The following is a 15,530-nucleotide window of genomic DNA, read 5'->3' on the forward strand; positions in this document are numbered from 1 at the left end:
CGCAATGATCGACATTACCTTGAGGACGCCACCTCGATCACGGCATCCGCGGCGAACGCCCCCGCGCCCCGCGGCATCGCGAAAACCGGATTGAGATCGATCGACTGCAGCCGCTCGCCCGCCGCGACAGCGAAAGCCGACAACCTGGCCAGCATGTCGGCCAGAGCCGGGATGTCCACCGGCGACCGGCCACGCGCGCCCAGCAGCAGCGGGGCACCCTGGATCGAGCGGATCATCGTCTCGGCCACATCCGGACCGAACGGGCAGCGGCGGAAGACGACGTCCTTCAGCACTTCGACAAAGATGCCGCCGAGACCGAACATCGCCATCGAGCCAAACACCGGATCGCGGTGGACGCCCAGGATGCACTCCACGCCACCTTTCAATTGTTTCGCTACCAGAGCGCCCTCGATCCGCGCGCTCGGCGCCGCGGCCTTGGCGCGTTGCAGCAGCAACGCGAAACCGGAACGCGCCGCGTCCGCATCGGCGATGTCCAGCAGCACGCCGCCGATCTCCGACTTGTGGATGATGTCCGGCGACAAGATCTTCATCACCACCGGGAAACCGAACCCTCGCGCCGCCGCCACGGCTTCCTCCGGCGTCGTGCACGCGGCTTCCGGCGCCGACGTGATCCCGGCACTTGCCAGCAGCCGCTTCGCCTCGGCCTCCGACGGAGCGCCGGCGGGCAGTCCGACCAACGGAACGGACGGCGCGGCGGCTTCGGGACCGGCGGCGAAGGCGGCGCCGAAACGGCCCATCGCCTCGATCGCGTTAACCGCTCGGGTCGGGTCCTCGTGCACCACCCAGCCGTCGGCTTCCAACTCATCGCGCCGGTCCGGCGGCACGATGACCGACAGAACATACAGGCGGTCCGGGTTCTCGGTCTTCACCAGGTTCAACTGCTCACGGATCGCCGGCCAGCGGTTGGATGACGCGGTCATGCTGAAAAAGCCGAGCACCGAGGCATAGCCGCCGTCGCGGACCATGGAGGCGGTAAAGGTCTTCACCAGCGTCACGTCGTTGGCCACCTGCGCGGTGGCGTCGACCGGATTTCGCGGGGCGCAGAACGGTACCAGTTCCCGCAGTCGCTGCTGCGCCTGCTGCGGCATTTCCGGCATCGCCAACCCCAGGCCTTCAGCGACATCGCTGATCAATACGCCGGCGCCGCCGGACACCGTGATCACCCCCAGCGTGTTGCGCGCCGGATAGATCTTGCGTGTGGCGGTGTGGGCGATGTCCAGCATTTCCTCACTGTTGCGGGCACGGAACACACCGAATTCGGCCATCACCGCTTCGGTCACGGCGTCGTCGCCGGCGATGGAGGCGGTGTGGGATTTCGCTGCTTTCGTGCCAAGATCACTGCGCCCGACCTTCTGCATGACGATGGGTTTTCGCGCCGCGCGCGCGGCTTCAAAAGCGGCGATCAGACCGGCGGATTCGCGGATGCCCTCGGCATAGACGGCGATCACGTCCACATCCGGGTTTTCCGCTAGCCAGCCGATGCATTCGCCGACGGTGACGTCGCCTTCGTTGCCGGTCATCACGCACAGCGACGCGCCGATGCCGCGGTTGCGCGCCAGGGTATACAGGTGCGTGCCGTAGGCGCCCGACTGGCTGGCGATGCCGATCCGTCCCAGCACCGGCCAGCCGCTGTCGAAGGACGAGGAAAAGGTCGCGTAGTACGACCGGCGGGCATCGAACACGCCCAGGCAGTTGGGACCAAGGATGCGCATGCCGTGCGCCCGAGCGGTGGCGACCATGCCGTCTTGCGCCGCCGCCCCGGCCTCATCCATTTCGGCGAAGCCGGCGGTGAACATCACCACCGCCTTGACGCCGCGCTTTGCGAGGTCCGCCACCGCCGGGGCGGCCAGTTCGGCCGGCACCGCGACGATCGCCACATCCGGTGTTTCCGGCAGGTCGGCGACTGATGGGTAGGCTTTCAGCCCCTGGATCTCCGCCCGGTTCGGGTTGACCGGATAAAGGCCGCCGGAAAATCCCTGCGCCCGCATGTAGGCGATCGGCCGGCCGCCGATCCGCGTCGGGTCGGAGGAGGCGCCGAGGACGGCGATGGAACGCGGGGCGAGCAGCGGCGTCAGGCCGGCGAAACGGGACATGAGGGCGGACGGTTTCCAGGTGTTATGGTTTAGCGGCTCATTGGCCGTGCCCTATCCTGGACCGGGTGTCATGGTCTCGCAACCAAGCGACGCTTACGCATTGCGCGGAAGCCACCGATGGGCAATGCCAAGCTTGCTTGAACAGCCTCCATTTGGTATATCTTCTCGGTAGATATCATTAGAGGCCGCAATGGAAACCGCGAAAATCTTCTGGACCGGTCGTTCCCAGGCTGTCCGTCTACCCAAGGACTTCCGTTTTGATGGTAACGAAGTGCGTATCCGTCGCCACGGCAATGCCGTCATTCTTGAACCCATCGCCCAGAATTGGAAATGGTTGGACGAGATTATTGGCCCGCTCGACAGTGACTTTGTCCAAGCCATGACAGAACAGCCGGATCAGCAGGACCGTCCGGGGCTAAACTTCTTCAAGTGAAGTATCTGCTCGACACCAACGCGGTTATTGCTCTTCTCAAAGGCCATGCTGGCTTCCTGACACGTATTCGCCAGCACCAGCCACAGGATGTCGCCATGTCCGCCATCGTGGCGCACGAACTGTTCTATGGCGCCTACAAGGGACACCGAACCGCCGAGAACCTCGCTCGGCTTGAAGCCTTGCGATTCGAGGTGCTTTATTTTGACCGAGAGGACGCTCGCCACGCTGGGGAAATTCGCGCTCTACTTGCCGCCGCGGGCGCTCCTATTGGCTCATATGATGTTTTGATTGCAGGTCAAGCGGTGGCCCGTGGCCTCACCCTGGTCTCGCACAATGTTCGGGAGTTTCAGCGGGTCTCGGCACTTTATCTGGAAGATTGGGAATTGTAGGGATCTTGCAGGACTACGTCCCGACTTTGATCAATACGCAAGGCCACCAAGCAAAGGCGGAAGCTGGGGCCGCTCTCTACCAATACAACATAGAACGGACCGGGATCTCCGATCGGACGCCAATCGGCGCCAAGCTGTCCGACGCCACATCAGGGAAGTTTCTGGACGGCTTATGGGGCAGGACTGAACTTGGCCTGCTGTTCCTCGACATGTTCTTCTTGCCGCGAAATATCCGGGGGCAAGTCGCAGGCAAGCCGTTTGCTTACAGCCATCGAGAAAGAGGCGAGGAGACGTGGATGTAAGCGGGCTGTCGTGGCGACAAGCAGCTTCCAGGCACCCGGCTGCTATAAGCGCCATGGCTACGAGGAATTCGGACAAGTCGAGTTCGGGTTGCCGGCCCATTCTCGCGTCTTCCTCCGCAAGAGCCTGGATTAAGCGCTGTAGGTCCGCAGTGGGTCGTGACCAGCCATCCCGCGCAGGACCTGGAACCGACCAGCAGGCCGGTCTTGAACAAGGAACCACGCCCCATAATCCGTCAAAATCTTTTTCCAGAGTTACTACTCAAACACCGGCCGTTCATACCACGCGCGCGCCAGATGCGTTTCCCCGAGGGTCACACGAACCGCGCTCAGGCTCTCCGCGCCGTCGCCCAGTTCACCTTGGCGGATGGCCGCCTTGATCTCGTCGTGGATATGGCGGCAGAGAAATTCCGTCGTGGTCAGGATGCCGGCGAATTGCGGCAGCATATCGAGGTCCTGATAGTGCAGCGGCGCCAGCACCGACCGCAGCAGCGTCAACGCCCTGCCGATGTCCACCACGACGTTGTGCCGCGTCAACGATGTGCCGATGAAGGCGACATCGACGACGAAGGTCGCGCCGTGCTTGTTCGCGGCTGGACCGAAGAACGGGTCGGGCAACGCATGCGCGATCATGATGGTATCGCGAACTTCGACGGCAAACATGCTGACCTGCCTGGTTGAGGATCATGTCGTACCTCGGTAGCGGATCACCGGCGCACGGCCAAGCGCACGCGGCGGCACCTCATGGCCGCTGTGCATGCGTTTTCCATTAAACTTTTCAACCTGAACCACAAAAAGGCGAAACACGCAGGCGATCATCGGGCGCATACCGCATTTTTTGCTGGCTGACGCTGGTCGGGGCGAAGGCCGCCGCCGACCGCACGGCAATAAGCTTGTTCTAGCGGATCAGCTTTACCTGGCCACCAGTGACCGCCGCCACGAGCAGCCAGTAGTGGTCAGCTGTTAGCCCAGGCACGCTTGATCGCTGCGCCAGGGCCAGGCGGAGCCGGTCACCAGGCGACAGCCCGATCGGCCGCGTCACGTCCGCCATGAGGGCTGAGCGAATCGCAAGGTCCTCATCGACGGGAACCGACGTGACGGGCAGTTGCTCCCGCAGTCGGCGCCGGACAGCAACGCATCCAGAACCATGTCCTTGCCGGTTTCCGCCAGCAGGAAAGCGAGAACAGCGGAAGCATCCAGGATCACGCTTCGTGGTATCGCCGTCGCCCGCGGCTTCAGCACGGCGTTCATGCAGGAAGCCATCCACTGTTTCGCCGGAGTCGGCAAACACGGACTCTGCCTGATCTTGAAGACTGCTCAGGACCTGCCCGCAGCGCCCTGATGCGAATTTCGCCATCTACAACTGAAACCATCACGGGTCCGCCTTGCTCAAGACCGACCTGACGATGAATTTGCGCCGGCAAATTCATCTTGCCCATGTTCGAGACATTGGTCACAATCCTCACGTTGTTCCTAAAGCTGCATTGATCTCTAAAGCTAGAAAATGACCCTGACGTGATTTTGGCTACAGGTCAATTATTACGGTTGTCAAACCGACTTGCTGTTTTGTGGCTGCCGATTGATGATGCTCCGGCGGTTTTTGTACCACCGACCCTAGCATTTGGGCTCGGATCAAGGCGCCGCGGTTGACGAAACGCGTTTCTTTGACGCCGATACAAGAATGAAGCGATCATCGGCGAGCCTCTTGCACCCATCCGCCCGGACGTGCATTGGTTGCCCGACAGGCCAACCGGGTTCGCCCAACGCGCTCCGGCACGGCCTGCTGCCCATGACGGAGGAACCGACGGATGCGCCTTGCGGTGCTGAAGGAACGGCGCGACGCCGAAACCCGCGTCGCCGCGACGCCGGAGACAGTCAAGAAGCTGATCGCCCTGGGTTTGACCGTGGCGGTCGAGGCCGGCGCTGGATTGACCGCTGCCATCTCCGACGCCGATTTCGCCGCCGCCGGAGCCGAGATCGCGGCTGATGCCGCCGCCACCCTGGCTGGCGCTGAAATCGTCTTCGCCGTGCAGACGCCGGAACCCGACCAACGGGCGCTGATCCCGAAGGGCGCGCTGCTGGTCGGCATCGTCGGCGCCTTCGCCGATACCGACCTAGTGCCCGCTCTTGCCGCCGCCGGCATCGATGCCGCCGCCATGGAACTGCTGCCCCGCATCACCCGCGCGCAGTCGATGGACGTGCTATCGAGCCAGGCCAACCTCGCCGGCTACCGCGCGGTGGTCGAGGCCGGCAACGCCTTCCAGCGCGGCTTTCCGATGATGATGACTGCCGCCGGCACGGTGCCCCCCGCCCGCGTCTTCGTCATCGGCGCCGGCGTCGCCGGCCTGCAGGCCATCGCCACCGCCCGTCGCCTGGGTGGCATCGTTTCCGCCACCGACGTCCGGCCGGCGGCGAAGGAGGAAATCAAGTCCCTCGGCGCCACCTTCGTCGGCGTCGAGGATCAGGAAACCGCCGGCCAGACCGGCGCCTATGCCCGCGAAATGACCGACGCGTTCCGCCAGAAGCAAGCCGAACTGATGGCCACCACGGTGGCCAAGAACGATATCGTCATCTGCACCGCGCTGGTGATGGGCGGCAACGCCCCGGTCATCGTCACCCAGGCCATGGTGGACAGCATGAAAGCCGGCAGCGTTATTGTCGATCTGGCGGCGGAAGCCGGCGGCAACTGTGCCGCGACCAAGCCTGGAACCAGCACCGTCACCGAGAACGGCGTTACCATCCTCGGCTACCGCAACTGGCCCAGCCGGATCACCGTGGCGGCATCGTCGCTGTATGCGCGCAACCTGCTGACCTTCCTTACCACGTTCTGGGACAAGGAGGCGAAGGCGCCGAAGCTGCCGGAGACCGACGATATCGTCAAAGGCGTCATGCTGACCCGCAACGGTGCCATCGTCCACCCGAATTTCCTGCCCTCGCAAGCGGCATAAGCTTGCAGCCTGAACGTCCGGAGACCTTGCGACAATGAACCCGAACCAATTGGCGGATCAGGCCGCGCGTCTGGCTGATCAGGCCCTGCAACTAGCCGACCATGCGCGCAACATGGCGTTCACAACCTCCGCCGCCGTAGCGCCAGAGGTCAACCCGTTCATCTTCCTGCTGGCGATCTTCCTGATGGCCTGCTTCGTCGGCTACTACGTGGTGTGGAACGTGACGCCGGCGCTGCACTCGCCGTTGATGGCGGTGACCAACGCGATCTCCTCGGTGATCATCGTCGGCGCCATGCTGGCCACCGGCCTCGCCTATTCCGGCTGGGCGCGGTTCTTCGGCTTTATTGCCGTGACCCTGGCCTCGGTGAACATCTTCGGGGGCTTCATGGTGACGCAGCGCATGTTGTCGATGTTCCGAAAGAAGCAATAAGGCCGCATCGACATGTCCGCCAGCCTGACCTCCCTCGCCTACCTCGTCGCCGCCGTTTTGTTCATCCTGGCGCTGCGCGGCCTGTCGTCGCCGGTGACCTCGCGGGAGGGCAACCGCTTCGGCATGATCGGCATGGCCGTGGCCATCGTCGCCACCCTGCTGCATGGCGGGATGGGCGGCGGCGGATACGTGCTGATCTTCCTGGGCATCATCATCGGCGGCGGTGCCGGCATCGTGGTGGCGCGCCGCATCCAGATGACCGCCCTGCCGCAGTTGGTCGCCGCGTTCCACTCCCTGGTCGGTCTGGCCGCGGTGTTCGTCGCGGCGGCGGCATTGAATGCGCCCGAGGCCTTCGCGATCGGCACGCCAGGGCACATCCGTCCGGAAAGCCTGGTCGAGATGTCGGTGGGCCTGGCGATCGGCGCCATCACCTTCACCGGCAGCCTGATCGCCTTCGCCAAGCTGCAAGCGCTGATGAAGGGCACGCCGATCACCTTCGCCGGGCAGCATTGGCTGAACCTGGGCCTGGGAATACTGCTGCTGATCCTGATCATCAGCTTCGTCGGCTCCGGCGGCAATCCCGCGCTATTCACGCTGATCGTGCTGGTGGCGCTGGCACTCGGCTTCCTGATTATCATCCCGATCGGCGGCGCCGACATGCCGGTGGTGGTTTCGATGCTGAACAGCTACTCCGGCTGGGCGGCGGCCGGCATCGGCTTCACCATCCAGAACCTGGCGCTGATCGTTACCGGCTCGTTGGTCGGCGCATCCGGCGCGATCCTGTCGTACATCATGTGCAAGGGGATGAACCGCAGCATCATCAACGTGCTGCTGGGCGGGTTTGGTGCGGAAAGCGCCGGTGCCGCGGCGGGCGGCGGGGCGACCGGCGACCAGACGGTCCGGTCGGGCAACGCCGAGGACGCTGGGTTCATCATGAAGAACGCATCGAAGGTGATCATCGTGCCGGGCTACGGCATGGCGGTCGCCCAGGCGCAGCACGCGCTGCGGGAGATGGCCGACACGCTGAAAAAGGAAGGCGTGGAGGTGCAGTACGCCATCCATCCCGTTGCCGGCCGTATGCCAGGCCACATGAACGTGCTGCTGGCCGAAGCCAACGTGCCGTACGATGACGTGTTCGAGCTGGAGGAGATCAACAACGCCTTCTCCACCGCCGACGTGGCTTACGTGATCGGCGCGAACGACGTGACCAATCCCGCGGCCAAGACGGATTCCTCATCGGCGATCTACGGGATGCCGATCCTGGATGTGGAGAAGGCACGGACCGTGCTGTTCGTAAAGCGCTCGATGGCATCGGGCTACGCGGGCGTGGACAATGAACTGTTCTTCCGGCCGAACACCATGATGCTGTTCGGCGACGCCAAGAAGATGACCGAGGAGATCGTGCAGGCGCTGGGCGACTGATGGCTTCCGAGGTCAGGGAAAGGACGCAAGACGAGAGCGCTGGCCCGTACGCGTTAGGATAGGATCGACACGACGCGAACTGGCGTGCCTCCAAGGGGAAATGTAAGCCGCATTGTTGCATCACTGGACAAGCGTTGCCGGCCAGGTCTGTGGTCCAGGCAGGCGATCGCCGCGCGCGATCGGCAGCCATGCCACCGAAGCCGGGATTGCGGATCTCTGCGACGTCTCGCTGCCGGATCGATTGCGTAATTCGGGTGATTTCCTGGCTGATGTGCTGGACCGGCTGCTGGCGGATCATCGCGGTGACGCGCCAACGGAGGGTCGCCTGTCCGGCAGCGGTCCGTTGACGGTGGAACACGCGGTGTCCGATCGACGCCGGGCGCGCCCCGGTGCGCGCGCCTGATCATCGCGCGCAAGCCGCCCGAGGCGACCGAGCGCCAGCACAAGAGGTTGCACCGCAAGGGCCACAAGACCGATTTGCGCACCATGAGGGCGACTTAATACATGATGCCCTTACTGTCGCCAGACCGTGCGATAGCGGCGGCTCTACCGCATGCGCTGCTGAGTGGAACTCGCGTTCAAACGACTGAAAAGCCTGGGCGGCTTTGCAGGCGAGCAATCCCAAGCTTGCGCGCAGTTGGCTGCTCGCTGATCTCCATCGCCGCCGTGCTGATCGAGACTTCGCTGAGCCAGGATCCCGGCTTTCCCCCCTGAGGCAACATCTGGCCGTGCAACCCGTCACGTCAGTCTCTGGCGGGTTTGGCAATCAACTCATCGCCGTCTGCAATTGGCTCTGTTCGCACAACCCTAAAGACGCCGCAGCATGGCGCCCCGCGGAACCCCACGCAGGCGGCTGGCCAAGCCGCCCGGAAGGCCGCGCTGCCAAGGCAGAGACGCTAAATGTGCTTTTTCCTAGCGCTTATGGGTCCCGCCCCTCGCCTTGCCGCGTGCCTCCGCCGCTCAATCATCACCAGCCAGGAACGCCATGGCGGCGTCGACGCCGCCGCGGCCGTGGGGAACTTGGTTGATGCGCAAGGACATCTCCACCGCCGCCAGGGCGCCCAGCAGCATCGGCTCGTTCAGGTCGCCCAGATGGCCGATACGGAAGATCCGGCCGCCCAGCTTGCCGAGGCCGCCGCCGAGGGAGACGTTGAAGCGCTGGCGGGCGGTGCGGCGGACGGCTTCAGCGTCGTAGCCCTCCGGCATCAAGATCGCGGTGACCGAGTCCGAGAAACGGTCGGGCGACATGCAGAATAGTTGCGGCCCGTCATTCGCCGCCCACACCCTGACGGCGCGTCGAGTCGCTTCGGCCAGGCGGGTGTGGCGAGCATGGACGTTGTCGAGACCCTCTTCCTCCAGCAGGCGGATCGATTCACGCAGGCCGTAGAAGATGTTCACCGGAACCGTGCCGATGAAGCTCTTTTGCGACCGCTTCTCCATCAGGCCCCAGTCGAAATAGAACCGGCTGAGCTTGGCGTTCCGATGCGCGGCCAGGGCCTTGGCCGAGACGCCGGTGAAGCTCATGCCGGTGGGCAGCATCAGGCCTTTCTGGCTGCCGCCGACGACGCAGTCGATCTGCCATTCATCCATGCGAAAATCGAGCGAGCCGAGGGAGGAGATGGTATCGACCAGGAACAGCGCCGGATGGCCGGTGGCGTCGAGCGCGGTGCGGATCGCGGGCAGCGGCAGCATCAGACCGGTGGCGGTTTCATTGTGCACGGCACAGACCGCCTTGATGGCGTGGCCGGTGTCGGCGGCCAATTCAGCCCGCAAGGCGGCGATATCCACGCCACGGCGCCAATCGGCCTGCAGCGTGCGCGCCTCCAGTCCATGGTTGCGTGCCATGGCGGCCCATTCGTCGGAGAAGTAGCCGGATTCCAGCACCAGGATGGTGTCGCCGGGGGACAGCAGGTTGGTGAGGCTGGCTTCCCAGGCGCCGTGGCCGGAGGCGTTATACATGAACAGACTCTGGTCGGTGCGCAGCACGCGCTTTACACCGGCGAAAGCGGCTTCGTAGACCTCGACGAAGTCGGGATCGTGGAAGTCGATACTGGGACGGTCCATCGCCCGCAGCACGCTGTCGGGGATATTGGTCGGGCCGGGATTGGCGAAAAAATGACGTCCACGGGGCTTTTGCATTGGCGTATCCTGTTCGATTCCGAATTAACGCGAGGCCGACCATCATCCGAATCGTGACACAGATGCCGCGTGCGATGGCCGAGGTAAAGCAAAAGCTGGAGCAACTTGGCGCGGCGCTGCCGGCGTCATCGCGCAGGTGTTGTTCGTTTGGTGTTGAAGCATAACGAACTGCCGGCGGCAGACACCGTTGCCTATGCAATCCGCAACCCGACCGCGTGGAGCCGCGCATGGACCTGACGTTAAGCGTAAACAGGCGTGAGCACCGGCTCAGCCTTGATCCGCGTGTCACGCTGCTGGACGCACTGCGCAAGACGATGGGCCTGACCAGCACCAAGAAGGGTTAGGGCCAGTGCGGCGCCTGCACGGTGCTGATCGACGGCGTTCGCGTGCTGTCGTGTTTCGTGCTGGCCAGCGCGTTCGACGGCGAGGTTACCACCATCGAGGGACTTTCCAGCGAAACTGGCCCGCTGCATCCGATGCAGCAGGCCTTCCTGGATTGCGACGCCTACCAGTGCGGCTATTGCATGCCGACCAGATCATAAGCGCGATCGCCTGCGTCCGCGAAGGACATGCCGGCACGCAGGACGATATCCGTGATGCGGCCGGGGGACGAACGAAAGGAGCCAGGACACTTACGCGGCACGGTCGCTGATCGGGCACGGCGGCGCCCAATCAACGAATGCCGGCAAATCCCCTTGAAGCGATGGTTGATCAGGCCGGCTTCAGTTCATGCGATTCGCACCGCGATCTTGCCGCGCACATGGTCATGCTCGACGGCACGGTGCGCCTCGCGGATGTCCGCCAGCGGCAGCATCCGGTCGATTGTCACCTTCACTGTGCCATCCGCTGTCAGACCGGCGATCTCACGCAACTGGCCGCCGTTCGGCTGTGCCATGTAACGCGTCCCCCGTGCACCGTGAGCGGCGGCCTTCGCCTTGTCCGGCTCAGTAAGAGTTGAAACCATAATCCCACCGCGGCGAAGCACGGACCAGGAGCGTTCTTGCGTCTCGCCGCCGATAAGATCGAAGACCATGTCGATATCCCGCGCGCGGTCCTCGAACCGCTCCGTCTTGTAGTCGATGACCTGCGCCGCACCGAGGCTGCGGACGAAAACCATATCGGACCCGGAACAGGTGGCGTAGACTTCGGCGCCGCGAGCGCGGGCGAACTGCACCGCCAGATGGCCGACGCCGCCGGCGCCGCCGTGGATCAGCACGCGCTGGCCCTGGCGCAAGCCACCATGGTCAAACAGGCCTTGCCACGCCGTCAGCGCCGCCAGTCCGAGTGACGCTGCCTCCGCGTCACTCACGCTGTCGGGCTTTGGCGCACAGGCGCCGGGTTCCAGGGTGACGAATTCGGCGCAGCCGCCTCGGTCCGGCGGCAGCATGGCGAAGACCCGGTCACCAATCTTGAAATCGCTCGCCTGTGGGCCGGCCGCGTCGACAACGCCGGAGATGTCGCGCCCCAGCGTCATCGGCAGCTTGTCGTCCGGCAGAAAGCCGCCCTGCCTGATCTTGTAGTCCACCGGGTTCACGCTTGCCGCCTGTATCCGAACGCGGATTTCGCCTTCGCGTGGCTCCGGTTCAGGCAGGTTCTCGATCTCGATGACGTCCGGTCCGCCGAAGCGGCGAATGCGAGCTGCTTTCATGGCTTGGGTTTCCAAGTGTGGTTGCGGCTCGAACGCGGCTTCATGCGATCCGTTCCCGATGATCGGCGTCGGTTCAGCAATGCGTAGCGCCGCGGCGGTTAATCCCGCCAAGCGACTGCCGTGTGTCAGCACCGGGAACCCGCGGTCCAGGCAATCGTTGTCACTTCAGGCGGTCGCCAGCAGGCTCCGTGACCTTGACATAGCTGAAGGGACGATTGCCATGACACCGGCGGACGACATCAAAGGACTCGAACCTGGCACCTCGACAGAAAAGCGTGACGAAGCGGTGGAAGCCCCGGAGACCACGCCGGCGAGCAAGCCGGAACGGATGGTTGGACCGGAGAGTGAAGTGCGCGGCGGGCCTGAAGCACCATCCGAGTGACCAACTCCTTGAGCGACGGTCATCGGCGCACAGGTGATCGGTCTGCGGCGCCATGTCCTGATGCCTGGCTTAATAGACTGCCGCCAGGCAACCCGGGGTGTATCTACACTCGGGAGCCGGATTAGAGCATGATCGTTTTAGGTTGACCCGTAGCCGGAGTTGACGAGGTAATTGGCGCATTCTTCGACGGTATACTCGTCGAGGAGCTTGGCGATCGCTTCGATCACTGCGTCGATGGTGCGGGCGTTGGCCTTGCGCAGCAGGGTTTTGAGTTTGGCGAACACCTGCTCGATCGGGTTGAGGTCGGGACTATAGGGTGGCAGGAAAATCAGCTTTGCACCCGCTGTCCGGATTGCCTTGCGGATGACAGGGCCCTTGTGACTGCTCAGATTATCCATGATCACAACGTCGCCCGGTCGTAACGTCGGCACCAGGAACTGCTCGACATAGGCGCGAAAACTGATCGCGTTCATCGGCTGATCGAGCAGGCATGGCGCATGAATGCCGTCGCATCGCAGGGCGGCAACGAAGGTTTGCGTCTGGCGATGACCATGCGGCACCTTGGCGAGCAGACGCTGGCCGACCGGGCACCGCCCCCGGATCGGGGTCATGTTCGTCTTCGTCCAGGTTTCGTCTACAAAAACAAGCCGTCTGGGATCAACTTTATCCTGCCGCTTTTGCCATTGCAGGCGCCGACGGGCAACATTGGGACGATCCTGCTCGCTGGCGTGCAGGCTTTTTTTTAAAGCTGAGACCAGCGCGGTCAACGATGTTCCAGACAGCAAAATAGCTCACCGTGATGCCACGGTCTTGCAACTCAGCGAGCAGTGCGCGCAACGGCAGATCCGGCTGTTGCGCAATCCGTTCGATAATCCTGTCGCGTTCGTTGGCCAGTGCGAAGGGCCGATGACCACCCAGCCCCTGCGCCGCCACGCTGCCCTTCTGTCGATCCAGCCGCGACCACCGCTGCACAGACGACTCACTGACCTGGAAGAGGGTCGCCGTCTCAAGCCGGCTCCTGCCTGAGCGGAATGCCGCGACAGCGCGTTCTCGCAAATCCAACGTGTAAGGAGCACCCATCCATGCTGGCCTCCGACCCAGCCCACAGCTTGGATCAGATTTTAGGCCGCGCCGGAACCCCTACTCACGCAGGAGTCAACTTAAAACGATCATGCTCTAGGAAACGCATACTGCAAAAATAACAGATGCCATCGCCGGCCGCCGTGGGCACCGCTAGCATCCCGATTGCGGCCGAACACAGGAGACCGACCCCATGCGCATCCTTATCTTCACAGCAGCTTGCTTACTTGTTGCCGGCACCGCCCTGGCGCAGCCGAACTCATCCAAGCCATCGGTTGATCAGCAGGGTCAGGCCTCGTACTTCAACCATGGTCAGGATGGCCATAGCAGAACGGCAAACGGCGAGCCGGTGCAACCTGATCGCAATACCGCGGCCTCACGCACTTTGCCCCTTGGCACCAACGCTACCGTTACCAACAAAGCGACCGGGCAATCGACGCAGGTGCATGTCAATGATCGCGGACCGGTTCGCAAGGATCGGGTCATCGATCTGTCAAGGAAGGCGGCCGGCGATGTCGGCATGAGCAAGACCGGCACCGCGCCGGTGGTTGTGCGGGCCGATCCGAACCAGCAGTCCGATCCGACGGTCAAGCGGAAGCTGGTCGAACAGGCCAAGTAATCGGGGGCACCTTTGTTCAGGTGAAAGAGCAATGTGCCAGATACATGGTCTGATCAATGAAGATCGAGACGATGCCCTGAATCCTTACTTCCGATCCCTTGGAGATCGCGGGCACGTTGCTCGGGATCATGCATGCGATTGGCCCGTGGTCGGTGTCGAACCGCATGAGATGCACGTCGTCGCCGCTGATACCCGATAGCGTCTGCATCCCCGGCAGACCGAGCGATCTGGCTGTGCCGGTGAATGTCTTCTCCGCCATCAGCCAGTTGCTGACCCAGTCGCGGTCCGACGACTCGGCAAAATAAGCCGCTCTGAGCGCGGGGATGTCGTCATTGGTATAGGGCCCCGGATGGTTGGCCGGCGGGTTGACTTGTGCCGCCAGTGTCGGTTGCCTCAGTGCCAGAGTCCCTGGCGCCGGGGGCTTTGCCTGATCTGGCGCCTTGGCGACGATTTCTGGCGGCCGCCAAGCCAGTGCCTGGCCACGCGACACGACAAACCCGTCTTCCGCGACCACCGCCACGCCATCCCGCAGTTGCAGCGAGAACACGGACGTGCCGCTGGCCTGTTCATGGCGTTGCGGACTGCGGCATTCCCAGTCGACCAGTCCCCAAACAACGCAGAGATGCGGCGTATCGCAAGTCCCACGCAGACTGTCGACGCGTTCCGTGAAATGTCGTTCCGGCCAGCGATCCGCGAAACGGCGCTTGACGGTCATCAGCGCAGCGTGATCGAGCGTCTTGTCAAAGTACATGACCTGATCGGGAAACACGTCATCCATGTATGGCAAGGCTACGGCGTTGGAGGATGACCATTGCTGAAAATACGTCTTGGTAAAGCCGATCAGGTTATGTTGCGATGTTGGCTCGTCTGCCTGCGCGACGGTGATCAGGATGCCAATTCCGCATATGGCTCGCAGCATTGTCGCCATGAGTTTTGTCATGATCGTTACCATTTGGCCACCTCGTCGCGCGGGTTTACGCGGCGTTCCGGAGCCCGCTCTTTCCCAGGATTCTGCAGTCCAACGCGCCTGAACCGGCGCGGTTTCCGTTAACGAGCGCTCGTCTGGGACCGCGCGAGGAAAACGGTCTGCTCAAGCGGCCGGTCGGTCGCCGTCTGCCTCGTGCCGCCTCGGGTGCCGTCTTCTCCTGGACCGCGCCAACGAGCGATCCAGATATGGGATCGAGATCCATTACAGCGCGGATTGAGAAACCGTATAACGTGGTCCCAGGCGCTCCAACACTGGCTCGATCAAGTTGGCATCCAGCGGCGGGCAATCCGGCCGCCGCGAGACAGCCATGGAAACCAGGTCATGATCATCAAACACGTTCCCGCCATCGGACTCGCCGGCGTGCTCTTGCTCGGCTTTGCAGGGCCGACGCTTGCCGCGACCAACAACGAGGCACGCGAGGAAACGGCGCTGCAAGGGACCCGGATAACCCTGTCGCAGGCAATATCGGCCGCTGAGCAGCAGAGCGGTGGCAAGGCATTCGACGCCGGGGCGGATGTCGTTCACGGCAAGCCGCGCGTCGTTGTCGAGACCAACGGCCCGACGGGTGTACAAACCGTAATCATTGACGCCCAGAGCGGCCAGATCATCGGCGGCCACAAGGGCGGCGAGACCGACTAA

20 protein-coding genes are annotated in these 15,530 nt (G+C 63.3%); 12 read left to right on the plus strand and 8 right to left on the minus strand.

Annotated features, from left to right (window positions below):
* Nucleotides 1–14 precede the first annotated feature (14 nt).
* On the minus strand, nucleotides 15–2,114 hold the full coding sequence (locus ACQY4S_RS08430; RefSeq protein ID WP_428484762.1) for an acetate--CoA ligase family protein: 2,100 nt from the start codon (nucleotides 2,112–2,114) through the stop codon (nucleotides 15–17).
* A 190-nt stretch (nucleotides 2,115–2,304) separates the two neighbouring features.
* On the opposite strand from ACQY4S_RS08430, the gene ACQY4S_RS08435 reads away from it, so the two are divergent.
* From ACQY4S_RS08435 to ACQY4S_RS08450, 4 genes are read left to right on the plus strand one after another with little or no spacing between them, the layout of a single operon-like run.
* A complete protein-coding gene (locus tag ACQY4S_RS08435) occupies nucleotides 2,305–2,547 on the plus strand; it encodes an antitoxin (protein ID WP_428484763.1) in 243 nt (80 codons plus the stop codon).
* Nucleotides 2,544–2,936 (plus strand): type II toxin-antitoxin system VapC family toxin, encoded by a 393-nt coding sequence (locus ACQY4S_RS08440; RefSeq protein WP_428484764.1) that lies wholly within the window; start codon nucleotides 2,544–2,546, stop codon nucleotides 2,934–2,936. Before ACQY4S_RS08435 ends, ACQY4S_RS08440 begins: the two co-directional genes overlap by 4 nt.
* Before the next feature lie 5 nt (nucleotides 2,937–2,941).
* A complete protein-coding gene (locus tag ACQY4S_RS08445; RefSeq protein ID WP_428486295.1) occupies nucleotides 2,942–3,238 on the plus strand; it encodes a hypothetical protein in 297 nt (98 codons plus the stop codon).
* Complete coding sequence (locus ACQY4S_RS08450) at nucleotides 3,195–3,371, plus strand: hypothetical protein (RefSeq protein WP_428484765.1); 177 nt, start codon at nucleotides 3,195–3,197, stop codon at nucleotides 3,369–3,371. The genes ACQY4S_RS08445 and ACQY4S_RS08450 overlap by 44 nt, the downstream gene beginning before the upstream one ends.
* A 122-nt stretch (nucleotides 3,372–3,493) precedes the next feature.
* On the opposite strand, the gene ACQY4S_RS08455 is transcribed toward ACQY4S_RS08450, so the two are convergent.
* From ACQY4S_RS08455 to ACQY4S_RS08465, 3 genes are all read right to left on the minus strand, one after another.
* Nucleotides 3,494–3,898 (minus strand): 6-pyruvoyl trahydropterin synthase family protein, encoded by a 405-nt coding sequence (locus ACQY4S_RS08455; protein WP_428484766.1) that lies wholly within the window; start codon nucleotides 3,896–3,898, stop codon nucleotides 3,494–3,496.
* 21 nt (nucleotides 3,899–3,919) lie between these two features.
* Entirely contained in the window at nucleotides 3,920–4,063 is a 144-nt protein-coding gene (locus ACQY4S_RS08460; RefSeq protein WP_428484767.1) for a hypothetical protein, read from the minus strand.
* A 210-nt stretch (nucleotides 4,064–4,273) separates the two neighbouring features.
* Entirely contained in the window at nucleotides 4,274–4,486 is a 213-nt protein-coding gene (locus ACQY4S_RS08465; protein WP_428484768.1) for a hypothetical protein, read from the minus strand.
* Nucleotides 4,487–5,043: 557 nt separating this feature from the next.
* Between ACQY4S_RS08465 and ACQY4S_RS08470 the strand changes: the two genes are divergently transcribed.
* From ACQY4S_RS08470 to ACQY4S_RS08485, 4 genes are all read left to right on the plus strand, one after another.
* A complete protein-coding gene (locus ACQY4S_RS08470) occupies nucleotides 5,044–6,183 on the plus strand; it encodes a Re/Si-specific NAD(P)(+) transhydrogenase subunit alpha (RefSeq protein WP_428484769.1) in 1,140 nt (379 codons plus the stop codon).
* Nucleotides 6,184–6,217: 34 nt separating this feature from the next.
* Nucleotides 6,218–6,613 (plus strand): proton-translocating transhydrogenase family protein, encoded by a 396-nt coding sequence (locus ACQY4S_RS08475; RefSeq protein ID WP_428484770.1) that lies wholly within the window; start codon nucleotides 6,218–6,220, stop codon nucleotides 6,611–6,613.
* A 12-nt stretch (nucleotides 6,614–6,625) separates the two neighbouring features.
* Nucleotides 6,626–8,035 carry an NAD(P)(+) transhydrogenase (Re/Si-specific) subunit beta gene (locus ACQY4S_RS08480; RefSeq protein ID WP_428484771.1) on the plus strand — a complete coding sequence of 470 codons (1,410 nt, stop codon included), beginning with the start codon at nucleotides 6,626–6,628 and terminating at the stop codon, nucleotides 8,033–8,035.
* Between the two features lie 115 nt (nucleotides 8,036–8,150).
* Entirely contained in the window at nucleotides 8,151–8,438 is a 288-nt protein-coding gene (locus tag ACQY4S_RS08485) for a hypothetical protein (protein WP_428484772.1), read from the plus strand.
* 557 nt (nucleotides 8,439–8,995) lie between these two features.
* On the opposite strand, the gene ACQY4S_RS08490 is transcribed toward ACQY4S_RS08485, so the two are convergent.
* Nucleotides 8,996–10,174, minus strand: a complete 1,179-nt coding sequence (locus ACQY4S_RS08490; protein ID WP_428484773.1) for a pyridoxal-phosphate-dependent aminotransferase family protein — start codon at nucleotides 10,172–10,174, stop codon at nucleotides 8,996–8,998.
* Between the two features lie 365 nt (nucleotides 10,175–10,539).
* On the opposite strand from ACQY4S_RS08490, the gene ACQY4S_RS08495 reads away from it, so the two are divergent.
* Nucleotides 10,540–10,716 (plus strand): 2Fe-2S iron-sulfur cluster-binding protein, encoded by a 177-nt coding sequence (locus tag ACQY4S_RS08495; RefSeq protein WP_428484774.1) that lies wholly within the window; start codon nucleotides 10,540–10,542, stop codon nucleotides 10,714–10,716.
* Between the two features lie 185 nt (nucleotides 10,717–10,901).
* Here the strand turns inward: ACQY4S_RS08495 and ACQY4S_RS08500 are convergent, their stop codons facing one another.
* Nucleotides 10,902–11,822, minus strand: coding sequence for an NADP-dependent oxidoreductase (locus ACQY4S_RS08500; RefSeq protein WP_428484775.1), 921 nt, complete (start codon nucleotides 11,820–11,822; stop codon nucleotides 10,902–10,904).
* Nucleotides 11,823–12,042: 220 nt separating this feature from the next.
* On the opposite strand from ACQY4S_RS08500, the gene ACQY4S_RS08505 reads away from it, so the two are divergent.
* Nucleotides 12,043–12,204, plus strand: coding sequence for a hypothetical protein (locus ACQY4S_RS08505; protein WP_428484776.1), 162 nt, complete (start codon nucleotides 12,043–12,045; stop codon nucleotides 12,202–12,204).
* A gap of 137 nt (nucleotides 12,205–12,341) precedes the next feature.
* Here ACQY4S_RS08505 and ACQY4S_RS08510 read toward each other — a convergent pair.
* A protein-coding gene (locus ACQY4S_RS08510; RefSeq protein WP_428483280.1) for an IS630 family transposase occupies nucleotides 12,342–13,284 on the minus strand; the annotation gives its coding sequence in 2 pieces (ribosomal slippage) (nucleotides 12,342–12,947 and nucleotides 12,949–13,284; 942 coding nt in all).
* 193 nt (nucleotides 13,285–13,477) lie between these two features.
* Between ACQY4S_RS08510 and ACQY4S_RS08515 the strand changes: the two genes are divergently transcribed.
* The gene (locus ACQY4S_RS08515) at nucleotides 13,478–13,903 is read left to right on the plus strand and encodes a septal ring lytic transglycosylase RlpA family protein (RefSeq protein WP_428484777.1); all 426 of its coding nucleotides are present in this window, start codon (nucleotides 13,478–13,480) and stop codon (nucleotides 13,901–13,903) included.
* Between the two features lie 16 nt (nucleotides 13,904–13,919).
* Here the strand turns inward: ACQY4S_RS08515 and ACQY4S_RS08520 are convergent, their stop codons facing one another.
* Nucleotides 13,920–14,843: a hypothetical protein gene (locus ACQY4S_RS08520; RefSeq protein WP_428484778.1), complete on the minus strand. Its 924-nt coding sequence runs from the start codon at nucleotides 14,841–14,843 to the stop codon at nucleotides 13,920–13,922.
* Nucleotides 14,844–15,212: 369 nt separating this feature from the next.
* On the opposite strand from ACQY4S_RS08520, the gene ACQY4S_RS08525 reads away from it, so the two are divergent.
* Complete coding sequence (locus ACQY4S_RS08525; RefSeq protein WP_428484779.1) at nucleotides 15,213–15,530, plus strand: PepSY domain-containing protein; 318 nt, start codon at nucleotides 15,213–15,215, stop codon at nucleotides 15,528–15,530.

The organism is Rhodopila sp. (assembly GCF_965276935.1).
Lineage (GTDB): Bacteria > Pseudomonadota > Alphaproteobacteria > Acetobacterales > Acetobacteraceae > Rhodopila.